Source organism: Nonomuraea sp. GTA35 (assembly GCF_041950525.1).
Taxonomy (GTDB): domain Bacteria; phylum Actinomycetota; class Actinomycetes; order Streptosporangiales; family Streptosporangiaceae; genus Nonomuraea.
In genome coordinates, this window is sequence record NZ_JBGNUV010000003.1 from 326,840 (window position 1) to 344,779 (window position 17,940).

Consider the following 17,940-nt stretch of genomic DNA (forward strand, 5'->3'; position numbering starts at 1 on the left):
CATGCGACACCTCCGCACCCGGGCCGCGCTCCAGGCGGCCGCCGCCCTGACCGTCTCCCTCGTGGCGGGCGGCGCTCTCACCACGGGCACGGCCTCGGCTGCCACCCCCGCCACCCAGCAGGTGGCGTCGCCGGACGCGGCGCAGGCGCGGGTCAAGAAGGAGCTGCGCGCGCTGGAGGCGTCCTTCAAGGGCCGCATCGGCGCGTACGCCATCGACACCGCGACCGGCAAGACCGTCGGATACCGTTCCGGCGAACGTTTCCCGCTGCTGTCCACGTTCAAGGCGCCGCTGTGCGCGGCCGCGCTGCACAGGGCCCGCACCTCCGAGCCCGGGCTGATGGAGAAGGTCGTCAAGTGGACGGCCGCCGACCTCAAGCCCAACTCCCCCACCACCGAGAAGCACGTCGAGGACGGCCTGAGCGTCGCCAGGCTCTGCGAGGCGACCATCACCGAGAGCGACAACACCGCGGCCAACATGATCCTCAAGCAGATCGGCGGGCCCGCGGGGCTGACGAGGTACTTCCGCTCGCTCAAGGACCCGATCTCCCGGCTCGACCGCTACGAGACCGAGCTGAACGACTGGACCGCCAAGGAGAAGCGCGACACCACCACGCCCGCGGCCATCGCCCGTGACCTGCGCCTGCTCACGGCGGGCAACGCGCTGCAGGCCAAGGACCGCGAGCAGCTCAACGCCTGGCTGATCGCGAACAAGACCGGCGACGCGCGCATCCGCGCCGGCCTGCCCAAGACCTGGAAGATCGGCGACAAGACGGGCACGAACGCCGAGATCGGCGGCGCCAACGACATCGCCGTCGTCTGGCCGTCCGGCACGTCCAGCGCGCCGATCATCCTGGCCGTCTACACCCACCGCACGGTGGCCGCCGCGGACGACGCGACCGTCGCGAAGACCGCCACGATCCTGGCCCGCGGGCTCGGCAGGCTCTGATGTCGCGTCGGGGGACGAACATCGTGCGCCTGGCCGCCGCGGGCGCGGCGGCGGGCCTGGTGGTGGCCGCGATCGCGGTCCCGGCCGTCGGGGGCGCCGGGCTCGGCTTCGTGACGGCGGCGGGCGAGGTGAACCTCAAGCCGCTCGACCTGGCCGAGCCGCCGCCGGCGGAGGTCACGATCGTGCGGGACGCCAGGGGCGGGGAGATCGCCCGCTTCTACGAGGAGTACCGCGAGGTCGTCGGGTTCGACGAGATCGCCGGGACGATGAAGACGGCGATCGTGGCGATCGAGGACTTCCGCTTCTACGAGCACGGGGCCATCGACATCGAGGGCACGCTGCGCGCGCTGGCCACGAACCTGCAGTCCGGCAAGGTGAGCCAGGGCGGGTCCAGCATCACCCAGCAGTACGTCAAGCAGGTGCTGCTCAACTCGGCCGACACCGAGGAGGAGCGGAACGCGGCCGTCGAGGCGAGCTACGCGCGCAAGCTCAACGAGTTGCGGTACGCGATGGGCATCGAGAAGAAGTACACCAAGGACGAGATTCTCGCCAAATATCTGAACATCGCGTACTTCGGCGCCAGCGCGTACGGCGTGGAGGCGGCGGCCAGGCGCTTCTTCGGCGTCTCCGCGGCCAACCTCACCCTCCCCCAGGCCGCCACGCTGGCCGGCGCCGTCCAGGACCCCAACGCCACGGACCCGAACCTGGGCAAGCAGCAGCGCGAGCGCCTGCTCAAGCGGCGCAACGTCGTCCTGGACCGGATGGCCGAGCTGGGCAAGATCACCGCGGCCGAGGCGGCCCAGGCGAAGGCCGCCAAGCTCGGCTACAAGGGCACCAGCATCCCGGGCGGCTGCGAGAGCAGCCAGTACCCGTACTTCTGCCTCTACGTCCGCCACGAGATCCTCGGCAACCCGGACTTCGGCCGCACCGCCAAGGCCAGGCTCACGATGCTCAACCGCGGCGGCCTGACGATCACGACCACGCTCGACCCGGCCATGCAGGCGGCGGCCGACCGGGCGCTCAAGCGGTACGTGCACCCGTCGGACGCCCCCGTCGCCGCCCAGGCCCTGGTCGAACCCGGCACGGGCGCGATCAAGGCCATGGCGGCCAGCCGGCGCTACGGCCGGAACGCGGCCAAGAACGAGATCTCCTACAACGTCGTGGCCAACACCGCCCACGGCGGCGGCATCGGCTTCCAGCCCGGCTCCACGTTCAAGACGTTCACCCTCATCACGGCCCTGCAGCAGGGCATGAAGCTGGACGACGGCATCGCGGCGGGCGCGGGCTACCGGGCGCCCGCGTACTCGACGTTCAAGACGTGCAAGGGCCAGAACATCGGCGACCCGACCCACACCGTCACCAACGACGAGGGCTCCCCCGGCTGGAAGACCCTCAGGACCGGCACGTGGGACTCGGTGAACACGTTCTTCATGGAGCTGGAGGAGCGGGTCGGCCTCTGCGAGACGGTCACGACGGCCAAGTCGCTCGGCATCCGGCGCGCGGACGGCAAGAAGCTGCAGGAGTACGAGACGTTCACGCTCGGCATCAACGAGTCCGACCCCGTCACGGTGGCCACGGCGTACGCGGCGATCGCCGCCCGCGGCACGTACTGCGCCCCGCTGGCGATCACCAAGATCACCGACCGCGACGGCAAGACCACCCGCTACCGCCCGAAATGCCGCCAGGCTCTGGACCCGGGCATCGCGGTCGCGACAGCCGAAGTCCTGTCGGGCGTCTTCACCGAGGGCACGATGAGCGGCGTCGGCGGCCTCGACCGCGACGCGGCCGGCAAGACGGGCACCACGGACGACTACGCCTCGGCCTGGTTCGCCGGCTTCACCCCCGACCTGGCGGGCGCGGTGAGCCTGGGCGACCCGCGCGGCTCCCAGCAGCACAAGCTGACGGGCGTCACGATCGGCGGCCGGTACTACGGGGCGGTCCAGGGGGCCAGCATCCCCGGCCCCATCTGGCGCGACACGATGCTGTCGGCGCTGCGCGGCGTGCCCGCCACGTCGTTCACGCCGATCGACGAGGCCCGCTTCGAGGGCTGCTCGGAGAGCTGCCGCCCCGACAAGGGGCCGAAGGACGGCGAGGCCACCCCGGAGGTGACCCTGGCTCCCGAAGACGTCCTGGAGTAGGCGAGCGTAACGGCTGACCCGCGTCCTCGCCCGACGAGGACGCGGGTCGGCCGACTGGCACGTCGAAGATGGGCACGCAAATGCAGGAGAGCCTCAGGTCCGCCCCCTAGCCGGCGCGCAAGGCGGTGACAGACTCCACCAGGCCCGCGCTCTCAAGTGCATCGAGCACGTCCCCGACGGTCTCCGGCGGATTGGTCCGCGAGTCGGCGATCTGCTGCACGCATGCCCAGACGATGCGATGGTCGAGATCGATCTGATCCAGGACGAAGTCATCAGGGGACTTGGCCTCGATGCCCCAAACGGCCATGTCCTGTGCGGGAAAGTCCTTCAGGTTCGAGGTGACGATGACCTGCGCGCCGCATTTGATCGCCGCGGCCAGCACATGCCGGTCACCAGGATCGGGCAGCTTCAAGCCTTCGATCAGCGGCTCGTAGCCCTCCACCAGGCTGTCTCTGACCGCGGCATTCATCAGGCGGCGCAACCTGGCCAGTTTCTCCCGCGGAATGTCGGGCCGGTTGGCCGCGAGATTGTCCTCCATCTCATCGAGAATGCCGCGGCTCCATCTCGCGCGTATCCGGCCTGCCATGGCGATGCGGATGAGCAGGTCACGGAGCGTGTTGCCGTACAGCACGTTCGCGTCGTAGAGCACCACGAAGGCCATGGATCAGATACCTAGCTCTTGCCCTAGCGCCGAAAGCTCGTCGGCGGCGGCCCGGCGCTTGGCGTCGTCGTGGCGCTTGTAGTCCTGCAGCGCCTCACACGTGATGCGACGGTGTTTACCCACAAGCCGGAAGGGGATCTCGCCTGATTCGAGAAGCTTGATCAAGTAGGGCCGCGACACGTTGAGCATGTCCGCCGCCTGCTGCGTGGTCAGTTCGGCGTTCGACGGTATGACGGTCACACCGCGCCCCTGAGCCGCCTGAGCAAGGATGAAGACGAGCAGACTTACAGCACTCCGCGGCAGGATCAGCGCGTCTTCCCCACCATGCTCCCCGGCGACCGGGATGGCGCTCTGCTCGGGATGGCGCAGCAGGTAATCCTTGATCCGGCGCATGGCGCGACCGGCCACCTCGGCGTCGATGGTGCCGGGTTCGAGACGCTTCGCCTGGACTTCCGTCATCGCCGTTACCTCCTAAACGAAGTATCCGCAATGAACGAAGCAAACGCAAGCCTCGACATGCCCGTCCTTGCCCTCGTGCCGGGCCCTCCCCAGCACGGATCCGTCCCTTGTCGTACAGAATGATCGCGTGACTCAGGACCTACAGGTCGAACACATGCCGGTCACCGCGCACATCGCCAGGTTCATCCTGACCCTCCAGATGGGCGCCGGCTTCGCGGGGATCGCCCTCTGCGTCTACCTCTTCGCCTCATCCGGCTTCGCCGCCCCCTTCCTGCTGCTCCTGCTCGCATCTGCCGCCGTCACGGCGCTCCTGTGGCTGGTGGTGGCCCGCTGGCCGTCCCGCAGGAGGCCGGTACGCTGGGCGGCCATCGCCATCCAGGCGGCCACCGGTGCCCTGATCCTCGCCAAGCCCCTGTTCGACAGCGACATCAGCTTGTTCAGCACGCTCTTCCAGAGCGCCGTCCCGGCGGCGACCGTCATCCTGCTCGCCGTCCCCTCCACGGCTCGCTGGTTCGGCCGCTGATCCCGTTCTCGATCTCCTCGTCCGGGTAGCGCCGGAGGCATGCGCGTCGCCACACTCAACCTCTGGGCCCGCCACGGCTCCTGGAGCAGGCGCAGGCAACTCCTGATCGACGGGTTGCGCGACCTGGACCCGGACCTCGTCGCCCTGCAGGAGTCCGTCGTGACGGACGACTACGACCAGGTCGTCGACCTGCTGGGCCCCGGCTACCACGTCGTCCACCAGGAAGGCGGCGAAGCCGACGGCACGCGGGCCTCGATCGCCAGCCGCTGGCCCCTGCGCGAGGTCCGGCAGATGCGTCTGGACGTCACCTCCCGGGTGGACCCGTCGGAGTTCGCGGGGTGGGTCGGGCTGGCCGAGGTGCTGGTCCCGGAGTTGCGGGGGGTGCCGCTGCTGTTCGTCAACCACAAGCCCTCCTTCCGGCTCGGCCACGAGCACGAGCGCGAGCTGCAGGCCGTCCGGGCGGCCAGGCTGGTCGAGGAGGTCGCCGGGGATGGGGACCGCGTGCACGTGGTGGTGGCGGGGGACTTCGACGCGCCGCCCGAGTCCGCCGGCGTCCGGTTCTGGGCCGGGCTGCAATCCCTGGAGGGGATGAGCGTGGCCTACCGCGACGTGTGGCGGTGGGCGCACCCCGACGCGCCCGGGCACACGTTCACGCCGGTCAACCCGCTGGTGCGGAGCGGGAACTGGCCGCTGGAAACGGGCCGGCGCATCGACTACCTCTTCGTACGGTGCCACGGCAACGGGCCCACGCTGCGGCTGGTGAACTGCCGGCAGATCTTCGACCATCCGGTGGACGGCGTCTGGGCCAGCGACCACTTCGGCCTCATGGCGGATCTCGAGGCGATGCCGTGACTCAGCGGAGGCCGGCGGCGCGCAGCAGCCGTAGCTGACCGATCTCCGTGACGTTCTTCATCAGCTCGGCGTTGACCCAGGCGAGCATGTGCGCCACGGTGTGCCCGGACTCCTCCGGCCACGGGAACGGCGCCGCAGCCTCCAGGTCACTGTCGGTGAGCCGCCCCAGCACCGCCAGCCACTCCTCCCGCAGCCCGCGCAGCCACGCGACGGCGCTCTCCCCGTCACCCGGCCACCTGACCTCCGACCTGTCGCGCAGCGCCCGGCCCCGCGCGTGATCGATGGTCACGCTCCACCACCAGCCGATGTGCCAGCTCACCCAGGCGATCGTCGGCACGGGAACGGGGTCGGGCTCGGTCTCCGCCCAGTCCGGCTCCCACACCCCCGCGGCGTCGCGGCGCACGGTCCAGCAGGTGCGGGCGGGCTCCCACAGGAAGTCCTCCGGCCGCAGCCGTTCCAGGTGGTACTCGAACAGTGACCAGGTGAACTCGAACTGCCAGCGCAGCAGCTCACATCGCGATCCGGACATCGGCCGATGCTCGCACGCCCCGGCCCCGGCCGTAAAACGGTTTATGAGCGGGCCTCAGAACTCGTCGTGGCCCGAGACCTGAGCGATGGAGAAGACGTGCCGGCTCGCGGCGCAGATCGTTTCCAGCACGTGGACGGGGGTGTCCGCGGTGGAGTAGCTCGCCCGCAGCACCTGGACGATCCACTCCCCCGGATCGAGCTCCAGCGTCTCCCGCTCGAACGCCACCGGCGGCCGGGCGACCAGGCTCTCCTCCGCGCGGCCGAACGTGTGACCGAGGGCGACGAGCGCGGACTGCAGCGACGGCCGCACGAAGTCCGGCTCGGCGAGCCGGGTGCCGCCGAAGAGGTCGGCGCGGAAGTAGCTCGTGGCGATGCGTACGGGGACGTCGTTCGCGGTCATCATCTTGCGCCGCGCCACGACGTCCGTGCCCGGCTCGATCCGCAGGCAGGCCGCCACGTGGTCGCCGGCCGGTTCCAGCCCGACGTACAACATCCGGCGACCGGCCTTCAGGCCCTGACGCTGCGCCTCCGACAGGAACAACGACGCTGAGCCCCGCACGGCGGGCTCCGTCGGCAACGTCCGCCGCACGAGCACGCGCGGCACGCCGGAAGCCTGACCCCCGGGAGCTGGTCCTGCGGGACCGCTGCCCTGGACTCCTTCCCGCCTCGGCGTCTCGTCGCCCATGCGAATCTCGCCTCCTGTCGAATCCGGCACGCCGCAGGCACTCTAGTGCCCTGCCGCGACGCCCCTGCGCGGGCCCTCGGCCGTCGCCCGGCCCGGGGTCCAGGTCAGCCGGCACGTCGTGCGACGGTGTTCGTTGTACGGTCAGGCGTCTGTCAGCCGCCGTCGTGCGCCGTGCCGCAGTTGCTCACCCAACGCCCTCAGCCTGTTCAACTTACGGTCCGGCGGATCGCCCGCGGACACCTCGAGCAGATAGGACTTGAACAGCGCTTCCGTGTCGCCCGTCGTGTGAAGCCGATCAAGCAATTCCCGCAGAGAACGAGTACTGGCGTCCTCGGCAGATGCGGTCGTCCCCTTCTCCTCCTCGTTCAGGAGCTTTCCGACTGCTTGATGTGACATGCCGAGGAGGTAACCGATGTCGCGGTGAACGTAACCTCTTCGCGCCAAATCAGCCACCGTTGCATGCGTCGCTTCGGCGGCCTTCTGCCTGACGACAGTCGCCGCGAGGCGGGTCATCAGCGTAGCTTCCAGTTCCGTTGCGACCTCATCATCGGCCACGGTCAAGTCGAACTCGGCATCGACCTCGGAGACGTCCGCATTCAGCATCGTGACCACGAGATCCCTCGCCATGTCCTCGGCTTGTTCCAAGCGCTTGACCTGCGTGTGGAAGCTCCGCTTCAGGCCGGGTCCGGAGACGGTCAAGGCCCACCAGTCATCACTCCTGCTGGCGGTGATCGTGTAGGTGTCACGCTTGCTCACTGCTGCTCCTGCTCCTTCGCGACCTCGACAAGAATGCTTTCCCAGTTCTCCAGGATTCCCTTGGCCGTACGTTCGTTGACCTCCGAATGGCGCGGGACAGGCATCGCCTCCGATCCGGCATGCCACTTGGTGTGGCTGCCGCCTTCGGTGGAGTGGACAGATACGCCGTACTCTTTGGCCAGCCTGCGCATCCGCCGCTCCAGGTCCCGCTTTTTCATCACCACTGTAGGCTACCGAGGTTGCAGTCTTTCAGGCAACTTAGGTTGCAGAGTGTCAACCGGGCCGGAGAGGGGTTCAGAGCACACAACGGCCCGGTCGGTGATCGAGCGACGGGTGGGGGCGCGGGCCCACCTACAGCTTGGAGAAGCAGGGGCCGTCGAAGGTGTAGGCCTGGGCCGTCGGCCCCGTGAAGAAGTCCTTGACCATGGTGACACCCGTCGTCGCCTTGTCGTCCACCTTGTTGATCAGCGTCTGCCTGAAGACCGCCGACTGGTCCGCGAAGTTGCCCGCCTCCGCCGGCAGCATGCCCTCGTAGTCCACCGTCTTCAGCGTCTTCACCGCCGCCAGCAGGCCGCTCCTGCTCACGTTCCCGCCGGCCACCATCGCGTCCAGGGCCGCCTTCATGGGGTACGCCCACGCCCATCCCGAGGTGTAGCCGTCGTTGGGGGTGACGCCGGGGAGCGCTTCCCGCATCGCCTTGTGGCCGGGGGTGTCGGCGTCCCAGGGCTTGCCGGGGGCCGACTGCTCGTACAGGGCCTTCAGGGCGGGGGCGGCGGGGGACTGCAGCAGGGCCGGGTTCCACGTCGGGCCCGTGCCGATGAAGCGCCCCTTGTACCCGGCCGCGGCCGACTGGCCGACGATCGTGGCGGCGTCCGCGGGGCCCGTGGTCAGGATGACCAGGTCGGGCTTGTTCTTGGTGATCTCGGTGATGGCGCGGCCCTGCTCGGTGGCGCCGGTCGGGGTTTCGACGTGGGTGAAGGTCAGGCCGCTGCGCTCGGCGGCCGCCTTGGCGCCGGCCGCGGCGTCCGCGCCGTAGTCGCCCGCCAGGTGGACGGCCATGACGGACTTCACCCGGTACGTGTCCACCGCGTAGTCGACCGAGTTCATCGCCTCCACGCAATAGTTCGACCCGGTCTCGACGATGACGTCCTCGAACTCCCAGGCCGAGGTCCACGACGCGGGGGCGGAGACGACGTTGTTGGCCTTGAGGTCGCCGATGATGGCGGCGGTCGTGGGCGAGCCGAGGGTCTGGGCGAGGCCGAGCACCTGGTCCTTGATCTCGTTGTAGACCTGCCGGTGCACCTCCGGGTTGTACTTGTTGTCCTTGACGTACCTGGTGACGTCCACCTCGTACTTGCCGCCGATGCCGCCCGCCTTGTTGACGCGCGCCCAGAAGGCCTTCTGGGCGTCGGTGATGGGGACGGCGAGCGCGGCGAAGGGGCCGGAGGTGAGGTCGGAGATGGTGCCGAGGTAGATGCAGCCCTTGTTCCTGTCCACGGCGGACGGGCAGGGCTCGGTGGTGACACCTGGAGCCTGGGCGGCGGGGCCGCCTCCACTGCCTTGGTCGTCCCCCCGGAAGACGCCGCATGCGGACAGAAGGGCCGCTATGGCGACAACAGGGACTGCATAGCGACTCTTCATGGAGAACCCTCCTGGAGCGAGCTAGTACGAGAAAGGCCAGGACTTCCAGTAGTTGCGGACCCGGATCCACAGGCCGAACAGGCCCCGTGGCTCGAAGATGAGGAACAGCACGATCAGCAGCCCGTACAGGACGGTCTCGACCTGGAACACGTTCGGTGTCTGCGTCGTGTCCCCGCTGATGAACGGCACCAGCGCCGGCAGCGACCTGGTCACCGGCTGCAGCAGCGAGATGAACAGCGCCCCCGCGACGGCCCCCGACACCGTCGCCACCCCGCCGATCAGCACCATCGCGATGAACTGCACCGACAGCAGCAGGTTGAACGACCCCGGCTCGACGTACCCGGAGATCGTGTACAGCAGCCCGCCCGCGCACCCGGCGTAGAACGACGAGACGCCGAAGGCGAGCACCTTGTAGCGGGTCAGCGGCACCCCGATGACGGCGGCGGCGATGTCGCGGTCGCGGATGGCGGCGAAGGCGCGGCCGATGCGGGAGCGCGCCAGGTTGCGGGCGGCCACGGCGAAGACGATGAGCAGCGTCAGCATGAGCGTGTAGAGGAGCTGCTCCTTGGTGCCGAGCGGCCCGTCCTGGTCCAGCCGTACGCCGAGGAGCTGCGGGATCGCCGCCTCCCTGCCCACTCCGGGCCCGCCGGTCAGCTCCTGCCACTCCTTGAAGATGTGCTCGCCCAGGAAGACCAGCCCGAGCGTGACGACGGCGAGGTAGAGGCCGCGCAGCCGGGTGGCCAGCGGCGCGACCAGCACCCCGGCCGCGGCGGCGACCAGGCCGGCGGCGGGCAGCCAGATCCACAGCTCGGCGACGCCGTACCCCACGTTCTCCCCATCAGGGGGACCCGACAGGGCGGCCGCCGTGTACGCGCCGATCGCGACGAAGAACGCGTGCCCGAGCGAGACCTGCCCGGCGTACCCGGTGACGATGTTGAGCCCGATCGCCCCGATGGCCAGCACGTACGCCCCCGCCAGCACCTCCAGCGACCGGTCCTGCAGCAGCACCGCCAGCGCGAACGCCACCAGCACCAGCAGCCCCGTCGACACCTTCTTGGCGGGCGTGTCGAGCAGCGCCATGTCCTGGGCGTAGGAGGTGTAGAGCAGCGGCCGGCCGCGCACCCGCCGGGACCGGCCGGTCGGTATGTCAGGAGGTGCCCCCGCGGAGGTCCGCGTCTCGGTCATACCCGCTCGACCTCCCGGGTCCCGAACAGCCCGTACGGCCGCACCAGCAGCACGAGCAGCATCACCACGTACGGCGACACGACCGCGAAGTTCTGCCCCAGCCACGGCGCGAACTCCCCCTGGTACGACTGGAACAGCGACTCCACCACGCCCACGACCAGCCCGCCCGCCACGGCCCCGCCCAGCGAGTCGAGCCCGCCCACGATGATCGCCGGCAGCGCCTTCAGCGCGATCACCCAGGTCATCTGCTCGATCCCCTGCCCGGTGCCGACGAACATCCCGGCGATCGCCGCCAGGAACCCGGCCAGCCCCCACGACAGCGCGAACACCGCCCCCACCGAAACCCCCTGGGCCAGCGCGATCTCCTGGTCGAAGGCCGCCGCCCGCATCGCCAGCCCGTAGCGCGTGTAGCGGAAGAACACGAACAGCAGCGCCACCAGCACGGCGGTGACCAGCATCATGGCCAGCCAGCGCGACTGCACGACCAGCGGCCCGAGCGAGACCTGCGTGAACCCCCACGGGTCCCCGACCTGGCGCACGTCCCGGCCGATGAAGGCGTTCACCACCACCCGCAGCACCACGTCGATGCCGAGCGTGATGATCGCCACGACGAACACCGGCCGGCCCACCATCGGCCTGATCGCCACCCGCTCGACGACCAGCGCCACGCCCGCGATGAGCAGCGCCGCCAGCAGCACGGCCGCATGGAAGCCGGTCACCCCGGCCAGGTAGCTGACCGCGACGGCCCCGGCCAGCATGAGGGCGGGCTGGGCGAAGCTGATCACCCGCGTGGCCTTGTAGATGATCACGAAGCCGAGCGCGAGCAGCGCGTACACCGACCCGTTCCCCAGGCCCCTGATCACCGACTCCAGCAACCCCTTCACCGGGCGTACATCCCTTCGACCAGGTCCTCGAAGAGCTTGGCGATGGCCGAGCGCTTGACCTTCTGCGTGGCGGTCAGCTCGCCGTCCTCGTGGTCGAGCTCCTTGGGCAGGAACGCGAACCGCTTGACCTGCTCCACGTACGCGAACCGCTCGTTCACCCCGTTCACGATCCCCTGGACCAGCTCGCGCACCTGCGGCTTGCCCGACAGATCCCGGTAGGTCGTGTACGGCAGGCCGCGCCGCCGCGCCCACTCCCCCACGGTGTCCAGCTCGATCCCGATCAGCGCCACCAGGTACGGCCGCTGGTCCCCGATCACCACGGCCTCCTTCACGTACGGCGACGCCTTCAGCGCGTTCTCGATCTCGCTGGGCGCGATGTTCTTGCCGCCGGCCGTGATGATGATGTCCTTCATGCGGTCGGTGATCCGCACGTGCGTGCCGTCCACCCACTCGCCCACGTCGCCGGTGCGCAGCCAGCCGTCCTCGTCCAGCACGTCGGCCGTGGCGCGCGGGTTGCGCCAGTAGCCGGCGAAGTTGCCCGGGTGCCTGGTCATGATCTCGCCGGTGGCCTCGTCGATCTTCAGCTCGATGCCGGGGTGCGGCTCGCCGACCGTGCCCAGGCGCACCCGTCCCGGGCGGTTGGCGGTGGCGACGGCGGTGTTCTCGCTCATGCCGTACACCTCGTGCATGGGCACGCCGATCCCCATGTAGAACTTGAGCACGTCCGGCGCGATCGGCGCGGCGCCGGAGGCGGCGTAGCGGACCCGCCGCATGCCGAGCCGCTCGCGCAGCGAGCGGTAGCAGAACACCCAGCCCGCCGCGTACGCCGCCCGCGTCCCCGGCGTGTGCCGGCCGCCGGTGCGCACCAGCGAGTCGCCGACCCGGTCGGCCACCCGCAGCCAGAGCCTGGTGAACGCCCGCTTCACCGGTGAGGCCGACTCCAGCCTGATGTTGACCTGCGCCAGGACCTTCTCCCAGATGCGCGGCACCCCGAACAGGATCGTCGGCTGCACCTCCCGCAGGTTGGCCTGGACGGTGTCGATGGACTCAGCGAAGTTCACCTGCACCCCGGCCGCCGAGTTGAACCACACGGTGAACGCCCGCTCGGCCACGTGGCACAGCGGCAGGTACGACAGCGCGAGATCGCGTTCCGAGGGCGGCGGGGAGGTGAAGCCGCCGCCCTCGACCAGGGTGAGCACGGCGAACTCGACGTTGGCGACGGTGAGCATCACGCCCTTGGGCGGGCCCGTGGTGCCGGAGGTGTAGATGAGCGTCATCACGTCGGAGGGCTCCGCCTCGGCCATGCGGCGCTCCACGGCGCCGGGGTGCGCGGCGCGGTGCTCCGCCCCGAGCGCGAGCAGCTCGGGCCAGGACATGAGCACGTCGTCGTCGTAGCGGCCGCGGATGCCGCGCGGCTCCAGGTAGACGATGCGCCGCAGCTCGGGGCACTCGTCGCGGACGGACAGCGCCTTGTCCACCTGCTCCTGGTCCTCGGCGAGGAGGATCTTGGCGCCGGAGTCGGCCAGCAGGTAGGCGACCTCAGCGGGCGGGTTCGTCGGGTACAGGCCGACCGTGATGGCGCGCGCGGCGACCGTGCCGAGATCGGCGTAAAGCCACTCCGGGCGGTTCTCGGAGTGCACGGCCACCCGGTCGCCCGGCTCGACGCCGAGCGCGAGCAGGGCGTGGGCGACCAGCTCGACCTGCGTCCAGTACGCGGCCCAGGTGACCTCCTGCCAGATGCCGAAGTCCTTGTGCCGCATGGCGACGGCCTCGGGGGCGCTCCTGGCGCGCTCGCGCACCCTCGTGACGATGGTGGCCGTCCCCACGGCGGTGCCCGCGCTCATGCGGTCCCTCCCAGGTACGCCTCGATGACCGCGGGGTCCTGCTGCACCTCGGCCGGGTCGCCGAGCGCGACAGGGCGGCCGAAGTCGAGCACGAGCACCCGGTCGGCCAGGTCCATGACCAGCGCCATGTCGTGGTCCACGAGCACCACGGGGATGCCCAGCTCGTCCCGGATGTCCATCACGAACCTGGCCATGTCCTCGGTCTCCTCCAGGTTCATGCCGGCCACGGGCTCGTCCAGCAGGAGCAGCCGGGGCTCCATGGCCAGCGCCCGGCCCAGCTCGACCCGCTTCTGGATCCCGTACGGCAGCAGCCGCACGGGATGGCGGCGCCACGCCTCCAGCTCCAGGAAGTCGATGATGTCCTCGATCCTGGCGCGGGCGGCCAGCTCGGCCCGCCTGGCTCGGCCGTACCAGGCGAGCGCCGGCAGCACGCCGTAGCGGAAGTGGTGGTGGCGGCCGAGCATGAGGTTGTCCAGGACGGTCAGGTTGTGGAAGAGCTCCACGTTCTGGAACGTCCGGGCCAGGCCCATGGCGGCGATCTCGTGCGGCCGGCGGGCCAGCAGGTTCTCGCCGAGGAACGTGACCCGCCCGCGCTGCGGCCGGTAGACGCCGGACAGCACGTTGAAGATCGAGGTCTTGCCCGCGCCGTTCGGGCCGATGAGGGCCAGCAGCTCCGCCTGCCGCACCTCGAAGGAGACCCCGTCGATGGCCTTCACCCCGGCGAAGCTCAGATGCACGTCCTCGAACGTCAGGAGAGCCATCTTTTTCTCCGCTTGTAGTGCTTGACCTCGCGGAACGACCGGACGGCCCCCAGGTAGAACTCCTTGATGTCCTCGTCGGCGAGCAGCTCGCGCGACGGCTTGTCCATCACGATCTTCCCGGTCTCCATGACGTAGCCGTGCGAGGCGATGGACAGGGCCATCGTGGCGTTCTGCTCGACCAGCAGGACCGTCGTGCCCTGGCGGTTGATCTCCACGATGAGGTCGCGCACCTGGCCCACCAGCGACGGCGCCAGGCCCAGGCTGGGCTCGTCCAGCAGCAGGTACTTCGGGCCCGCCATCAGGGCGCGGCCGACGGCCAGCATCTGCTGCTCGCCGCCCGACAGGTAGCCCGACACGCTCCTGCGCCGCTCCCGCAGCACCGGGAACAGGCCGTAGACGCGGTCCAGGTGGGACTCGGCGGCCGTGTGGCCGCCGACCTTGAGGTTCTCCTCGACGGTCAGCTCGGCCAGGATGCGCCGGCCCTCCATCACCTGGCTGACGCCGCGCCGGACGATCTGGGCGGGCCGCAGCTCGTGGATGGGCTCGCCCTCCAGCGTGACCTCGCCCTTGGTGATCTCGCCGTCGTGCACGCCGAGCAGCCCCGACAGGGCCCGCAGCAGGGTGGTCTTGCCCGCGCCGTTCGCGCCGAGCAGCGCCACGACGGAGCCGGGCGGCACGCGGATGCTCACACCGCGCAGGACGAGCATCACGTCGTCGTAGACGACTTCGAGATTGCGTACCTCCAGCACGCGCGGCTCCCCGGGATCGTGTGGCCTACATCACTCCCCCCGATGAGGCCAATGTCCACGCTTGCTCAGCGACCGACAAGAGGCCCGGCCGAAATTCGCACGGCACGGTGCGCCTAGGATTTCCGGTATGGCAATTTGTGAGCATCTTTCCGAGGCCGACGACCCCGCCGCGAAGACTCCGGAGGGCTGCGAGGAGTGCCTGGCCGTGGGGGGCCGCTGGGTGCACCTGCGGCGCTGCCTGGAGTGCGGGCACGTCGGATGTTGCGACTCCTCCCCGGCCAAGCACGCCACGGGGCACTTCCACGAGACGGGTCACCCGGTCATGCAGTCGTACGAGCGCGGCGAGGACTGGCGGTGGTGCTTCGTGGACAACCAGATGGGGTGAGGATCACCTTTCGAGGATCGCCTCCTCGAAGTCGAGCTGCGCCATCACCTCGCGCAGCACCTCGTCGTCGAGGCGGCGCTCGTCACGCAGCCGGACGAACACCTGTCGCTCGGCCTGCAGCATGTCGCGGCGCAGGCGGCGGTAGAGGGCGCTCGGCGTCTCGGCGCCGCCCGCGCCCGTGCCGCCGCCCAGGCGCTCCCACGCCGACAGCGAGCGGCGCCACGACTTCTCCCTGAGCTGGTCGATCACCTGGCGCTGGATCTCGTCGGGCTCGCCGTCGAGCTCCCCGACCAGCCGCTCCAGCTCCGCCAGGCCCGACTCCAGCGCGGCCTGCTGCGCCGCCGCCTCGGCCAGGCGGTCCTCGTACTGCTCCTGCTCGCTCGACACGCCCAGCCGCCTGATCAGCGCGGGGAACGTGGTGCCCTGGATGAGCAGGGTGCCGATCACGGTCGTGAACGTCAGGAACAGCAGCAGCGCCCGGTCCCGCGGGGCCACCCCCGAGATCGAGAACGCCGCCGCCAGCGACACCACGCCCCGCATGCCCGCCCAGCCGAGGATCACCGACTCGGCGGAGGACGGCGCGCTCCCCCTGCGCCACACCTTGATCACGAGTGTCACCGTGAACACCCACACGAACCTGCTGACGATCGTCACCGCCAGCACCGCCACCGCGTACCCGGCGACCGCCCAGGCGCTGTAGCCGGTGATGCCCTCGATCACGGTCACGAGCTGCAGCCCGATGAGCGCGAACACGATCGCCTCGAGGAAGAAGTCGGTGACCTTCCACACCGCGTCGGACACCAGCCGGGTGCCGAACCCCCGCAGATGCATGCGGTTGCCCAGGTAGAGGCCGACGATCACGACCGCGATCACGCCCGAGGCGTGCACGCTCTCCGCCGCCAGGTAGGCGGCGAACGGGATCAGCAGCATCAGCGTGTTCTCGACCAGCGAGTCACGGGTGCGCTGGAAGATCCAGGCGAAGGCGAACGCCAGCGCCAGCCCGATCACCACCCCGCCTGCGGCGGCGAACAGGAACTCCCCCAGCCCCTCCCACAGGCTGACGGCCCCGCCCACGGCCGCCCCGATGGCCACGCGGTAGAGCGTGAGCGCGGTGGCGTCGTTGAACAGGCTCTCGCCGATGAGGATGGTCAGCGACCGGCGCGGCAGCCCCAGCCGGCGGCCGACCGCGACGGCCGCCACCGCGTCGGGCGGGGCGATGATGGCGCCCAGCGCGAACGCCAGCGCCAGCGGCAGATCGGGCAGCATGAGGTGCACGACCAGCCCGACGACGGCCGTGGTGAACAGCACCAGCCCGATCGACAGCAGCCCCACGGCCCGCTTGACGTCACGCAGGCGCAGGTAGGAGCTGTCGAGCGCGGCGGAGTAGAGCAGCGGCGGCAGGAACACGTACAGCACCAGCTCCGGCTGCAGCGGCACCGACGGCACCAGCGGCGAGACCAGCAGCCCGGCCGCCACCAGCAGCAGCGGCGCCGGCCAGCCCTTGCGCCGCGCGATGGCCGCCACGCCGACCGCACCCCCGGCAAGCAGCAGCAACTGCAAACCCATGCTCGGATCCACCGGCGCCCCTCCAGCCCCCAGCCGGGCGATCGCGAGCCGACGACCGCCTCAGCCCAATCGTCCCGCCGAGAGCGTACCTGCCGCGCCGAGGCGGGGCGTCACCACTCCCTGCGGTCGCTTCTCTCGTGGTAGTCGGGCTGCTCGGGGCGCAGGCGCTCGCCCGTGGAGAACATGGGGTCCCCGACGTACGGGCGGGACATGCCCGCGTCGGGCTGCTGCGTGTACTGGTCCTGCCCGTACTGGTCCTGCCCGTACTGGTCCTGCGGCGGGTACTGCTCCTGGCGGCCGAGCGCCAGCAGCGGGTCCACCGGGTTGGGGGGCTGCTGCGGGCTCTGCTGCTGGTAGGAGCCGTAGTCCTGGACGGGCTGCTGCGGCTGCTGGGGAGCGGCGCGGCGGCGGCCCGCCCCCGGGATGCCGTGCATGGGCGTGCCCAGCCCCGCCGTGCTCGGCTGGGGCTCTGGCTGGGCCGGCTGGTAGCCGTCGGAGCGCCGGCTCCCGTACGGGTCGGAGGAGTACGGGTCCTGCTGGTACGGCTGCTGCTGCGCGGCGGGCTGGTACGGCTCGGCGGCCTGGGAGGGGAAGCCGAGCGGGTCGGTGCTGATCGGCGACTGCCTGCGCTGGTCGCCGCCGGGCATCTGGTAGACGGGCTCGGCGCTGTCGATGTACTGCGGGCCGGTGAACGGCTCGGCGGCCGGCGGCGGCTGCTGCGTGTAGTGGGGGCCGCTCAGCGGGTCGGAGGTGTACTGGGGGCCGCTGAAGGGGTCGCCGGTGTACCTCGGCTGCGGCCCCGTCGTCTCCACGTACTGCGGGCCGGTGAAGGGCGTGCGGGGCTCGCCGTACGCCGGGGTGGTGTCCCTGGGGGCCGCGGTCTCGCCGTACGAGGCCACCAGCTTGTCCTGCGGGGCCGGGCCCCTGGCCACGAGGACGTCGTTGGGCGACAGGGCGGCCGTGGGCCGCTCGTCGAGCTGCGGCGGCGGCGGCGGTGGCTGCTGCTGGCTGTGCTGCTGGGGCCGGTGGTACGTGCCGGTGCCCGGCATGACCTCCGTGCCGGGGTCGTGCGCGGGCACGGCGGGCTGCTCGCCCGTCGCCTCCGCGAACCCCTCGTCGAGGGTGTCGAGCAGCCGGCCGACATCCTCCATCGGCATGCGGAAGCTCGCTGTGCACATCTCACCGCGCCACAGGCTGAGGACCAGTGTCCCCTCATGCCACGTGACGCGGAGGCACCGCTCCTGACCTCGTGCATCGAAGAAGACTTCGCCGAACGACGGCAACGGGACAACTTCCGACATGGCAGACATACTGCTTTAACCAGCCTTTATTCGTCCACTCAACCCCGGAAAACCCAGAGGAACCGGCCTGACCATC

At 70.3% G+C, this 17,940-nt stretch carries 19 protein-coding genes; 5 read left to right on the plus strand and 14 right to left on the minus strand.

The features are described from left to right. Window position 1: 1 nt before the first annotated feature. Window positions 2-946 carry a class A beta-lactamase gene (gene bla, locus ACBJ32_RS14650; protein ID WP_375127169.1) on the plus strand — a complete coding sequence of 315 codons (945 nt, stop codon included), beginning with the start codon at window positions 2-4 and terminating at the stop codon, window positions 944-946. After that, window positions 946-3,084 carry a transglycosylase domain-containing protein gene (locus ACBJ32_RS14655; RefSeq protein ID WP_375127170.1) on the plus strand — a complete coding sequence of 713 codons (2,139 nt, stop codon included), beginning with the start codon at window positions 946-948 and terminating at the stop codon, window positions 3,082-3,084. The genes bla and ACBJ32_RS14655 overlap by 1 nt, the downstream gene beginning before the upstream one ends. A 106-nt stretch (window positions 3,085-3,190) precedes the next feature. On the opposite strand, the gene ACBJ32_RS14660 is transcribed toward ACBJ32_RS14655, so the two are convergent. Both ACBJ32_RS14660 and ACBJ32_RS14665 read right to left on the minus strand, forming a co-directional pair. Further along, window positions 3,191-3,745 carry a PIN domain-containing protein gene (locus tag ACBJ32_RS14660; protein ID WP_375127171.1) on the minus strand — a complete coding sequence of 185 codons (555 nt, stop codon included), beginning with the start codon at window positions 3,743-3,745 and terminating at the stop codon, window positions 3,191-3,193. 3 nt (window positions 3,746-3,748) lie between these two features. Continuing rightward, window positions 3,749-4,204, minus strand: a complete 456-nt coding sequence (locus ACBJ32_RS14665) for an excisionase family DNA-binding protein (RefSeq protein ID WP_375127172.1) — start codon at window positions 4,202-4,204, stop codon at window positions 3,749-3,751. A gap of 127 nt (window positions 4,205-4,331) precedes the next feature. Between ACBJ32_RS14665 and ACBJ32_RS14670 the strand changes: the two genes are divergently transcribed. Then, window positions 4,332-4,727, plus strand: a complete 396-nt coding sequence (locus tag ACBJ32_RS14670) for a hypothetical protein (protein ID WP_375127173.1) — start codon at window positions 4,332-4,334, stop codon at window positions 4,725-4,727. A 39-nt stretch (window positions 4,728-4,766) separates the two neighbouring features. Further along, window positions 4,767-5,579, plus strand: coding sequence for an endonuclease/exonuclease/phosphatase family protein (locus ACBJ32_RS14675; protein WP_375127174.1), 813 nt, complete (start codon window positions 4,767-4,769; stop codon window positions 5,577-5,579). 1 nt (window position 5,580) lies between these two features. Here ACBJ32_RS14675 and ACBJ32_RS14680 read toward each other — a convergent pair whose 3' ends face one another. From ACBJ32_RS14680 to ACBJ32_RS14725, 10 genes are all read right to left on the minus strand, one after another. Then, window positions 5,581-6,108, minus strand: coding sequence for a DinB family protein (locus ACBJ32_RS14680; RefSeq protein WP_375127175.1), 528 nt, complete (start codon window positions 6,106-6,108; stop codon window positions 5,581-5,583). A gap of 54 nt (window positions 6,109-6,162) precedes the next feature. Then, window positions 6,163-6,711, minus strand: a complete 549-nt coding sequence (locus tag ACBJ32_RS14685; RefSeq protein ID WP_375127176.1) for a GntR family transcriptional regulator — start codon at window positions 6,709-6,711, stop codon at window positions 6,163-6,165. Between the two features lie 222 nt (window positions 6,712-6,933). Further along, window positions 6,934-7,548 carry a hypothetical protein gene (locus tag ACBJ32_RS14690; RefSeq protein ID WP_375127177.1) on the minus strand — a complete coding sequence of 205 codons (615 nt, stop codon included), beginning with the start codon at window positions 7,546-7,548 and terminating at the stop codon, window positions 6,934-6,936. Continuing rightward, a complete protein-coding gene (locus tag ACBJ32_RS14695) occupies window positions 7,545-7,769 on the minus strand; it encodes a hypothetical protein (RefSeq protein ID WP_375127178.1) in 225 nt (74 codons plus the stop codon). Before ACBJ32_RS14695 ends, ACBJ32_RS14690 begins: the two co-directional genes overlap by 4 nt. Before the next feature lie 130 nt (window positions 7,770-7,899). Next, window positions 7,900-9,045 carry an ABC transporter substrate-binding protein gene (locus tag ACBJ32_RS14700; protein WP_375127179.1) on the minus strand — a complete coding sequence of 382 codons (1,146 nt, stop codon included), beginning with the start codon at window positions 9,043-9,045 and terminating at the stop codon, window positions 7,900-7,902. 165 nt (window positions 9,046-9,210) lie between these two features. Continuing rightward, complete coding sequence (locus ACBJ32_RS14705) at window positions 9,211-10,374, minus strand: branched-chain amino acid ABC transporter permease (protein WP_375127180.1); 1,164 nt, start codon at window positions 10,372-10,374, stop codon at window positions 9,211-9,213. Beyond that, window positions 10,371-11,258 (minus strand): branched-chain amino acid ABC transporter permease, encoded by an 888-nt coding sequence (locus tag ACBJ32_RS14710; protein WP_375127181.1) that lies wholly within the window; start codon window positions 11,256-11,258, stop codon window positions 10,371-10,373. Before ACBJ32_RS14710 ends, ACBJ32_RS14705 begins: the two co-directional genes overlap by 4 nt. Then, window positions 11,255-13,102 carry an AMP-dependent synthetase/ligase gene (locus tag ACBJ32_RS14715; protein ID WP_375127182.1) on the minus strand — a complete coding sequence of 616 codons (1,848 nt, stop codon included), beginning with the start codon at window positions 13,100-13,102 and terminating at the stop codon, window positions 11,255-11,257. The genes ACBJ32_RS14710 and ACBJ32_RS14715 overlap by 4 nt, the downstream gene beginning before the upstream one ends. After that, on the minus strand, window positions 13,099-13,863 hold the full coding sequence (locus ACBJ32_RS14720; protein ID WP_357868961.1) for an ABC transporter ATP-binding protein: 765 nt from the start codon (window positions 13,861-13,863) through the stop codon (window positions 13,099-13,101). The genes ACBJ32_RS14715 and ACBJ32_RS14720 overlap by 4 nt, the downstream gene beginning before the upstream one ends. Beyond that, complete coding sequence (locus ACBJ32_RS14725; RefSeq protein ID WP_357868958.1) at window positions 13,851-14,612, minus strand: ABC transporter ATP-binding protein; 762 nt, start codon at window positions 14,610-14,612, stop codon at window positions 13,851-13,853. The genes ACBJ32_RS14720 and ACBJ32_RS14725 overlap by 13 nt, the downstream gene beginning before the upstream one ends. Before the next feature lie 127 nt (window positions 14,613-14,739). On the opposite strand from ACBJ32_RS14725, the gene ACBJ32_RS14730 reads away from it, so the two are divergent. Further along, window positions 14,740-14,997, plus strand: a complete 258-nt coding sequence (locus ACBJ32_RS14730) for a UBP-type zinc finger domain-containing protein (RefSeq protein WP_375127183.1) — start codon at window positions 14,740-14,742, stop codon at window positions 14,995-14,997. A 3-nt stretch (window positions 14,998-15,000) separates the two neighbouring features. Here the strand turns inward: ACBJ32_RS14730 and ACBJ32_RS14735 are convergent, their stop codons facing one another. Both ACBJ32_RS14735 and ACBJ32_RS14740 read right to left on the minus strand, forming a co-directional pair. Continuing rightward, window positions 15,001-16,563 carry a Na+/H+ antiporter gene (locus tag ACBJ32_RS14735; protein WP_375127184.1) on the minus strand — a complete coding sequence of 521 codons (1,563 nt, stop codon included), beginning with the start codon at window positions 16,561-16,563 and terminating at the stop codon, window positions 15,001-15,003. Window positions 16,564-16,673: 110 nt separating this feature from the next. Next, window positions 16,674-17,720 (minus strand): hypothetical protein, encoded by a 1,047-nt coding sequence (locus tag ACBJ32_RS14740; protein WP_375127185.1) that lies wholly within the window; start codon window positions 17,718-17,720, stop codon window positions 16,674-16,676. Between the last annotated feature and the right edge of the window lie 220 nt (window positions 17,721-17,940).

Bases quoted from the DNA above. Each gene is read 5' to 3' on its own strand.
- bla (WP_375127169.1), top strand. From the start codon at position 2: ATGCGACACCTCCGCACCCGGGCCGCGCTCCAGGCGGCCGCCGCCCTG.
- ACBJ32_RS14655 (WP_375127170.1), top strand. From the start codon at position 946: ATGTCGCGTCGGGGGACGAACATCGTGCGCCTGGCCGCCGCGGGCGCG.
- ACBJ32_RS14660 (WP_375127171.1), bottom strand. From the start codon at position 3,745: ATGGCCTTCGTGGTGCTCTACGACGCGAACGTGCTGTACGGCAACACG.
- ACBJ32_RS14665 (WP_375127172.1), bottom strand. From the start codon at position 4,204: ATGACGGAAGTCCAGGCGAAGCGTCTCGAACCCGGCACCATCGACGCC.
- ACBJ32_RS14675 (WP_375127174.1), top strand. From the start codon at position 4,767: ATGCGCGTCGCCACACTCAACCTCTGGGCCCGCCACGGCTCCTGGAGC.
- ACBJ32_RS14680 (WP_375127175.1), bottom strand. From the start codon at position 6,108: ATGTCCGGATCGCGATGTGAGCTGCTGCGCTGGCAGTTCGAGTTCACC.
- ACBJ32_RS14705 (WP_375127180.1), bottom strand. From the start codon at position 10,374: ATGACCGAGACGCGGACCTCCGCGGGGGCACCTCCTGACATACCGACC.
- ACBJ32_RS14715 (WP_375127182.1), bottom strand. From the start codon at position 13,102: ATGAGCGCGGGCACCGCCGTGGGGACGGCCACCATCGTCACGAGGGTG.
- ACBJ32_RS14720 (WP_357868961.1), bottom strand. From the start codon at position 13,863: ATGGCTCTCCTGACGTTCGAGGACGTGCATCTGAGCTTCGCCGGGGTG.
- ACBJ32_RS14730 (WP_375127183.1), top strand. From the start codon at position 14,740: ATGGCAATTTGTGAGCATCTTTCCGAGGCCGACGACCCCGCCGCGAAG.
- ACBJ32_RS14735 (WP_375127184.1), bottom strand. From the start codon at position 16,563: ATGGGTTTGCAGTTGCTGCTGCTTGCCGGGGGTGCGGTCGGCGTGGCG.
- ACBJ32_RS14740 (WP_375127185.1), bottom strand. From the start codon at position 17,720: ATGCCGATGGAGGATGTCGGCCGGCTGCTCGACACCCTCGACGAGGGG.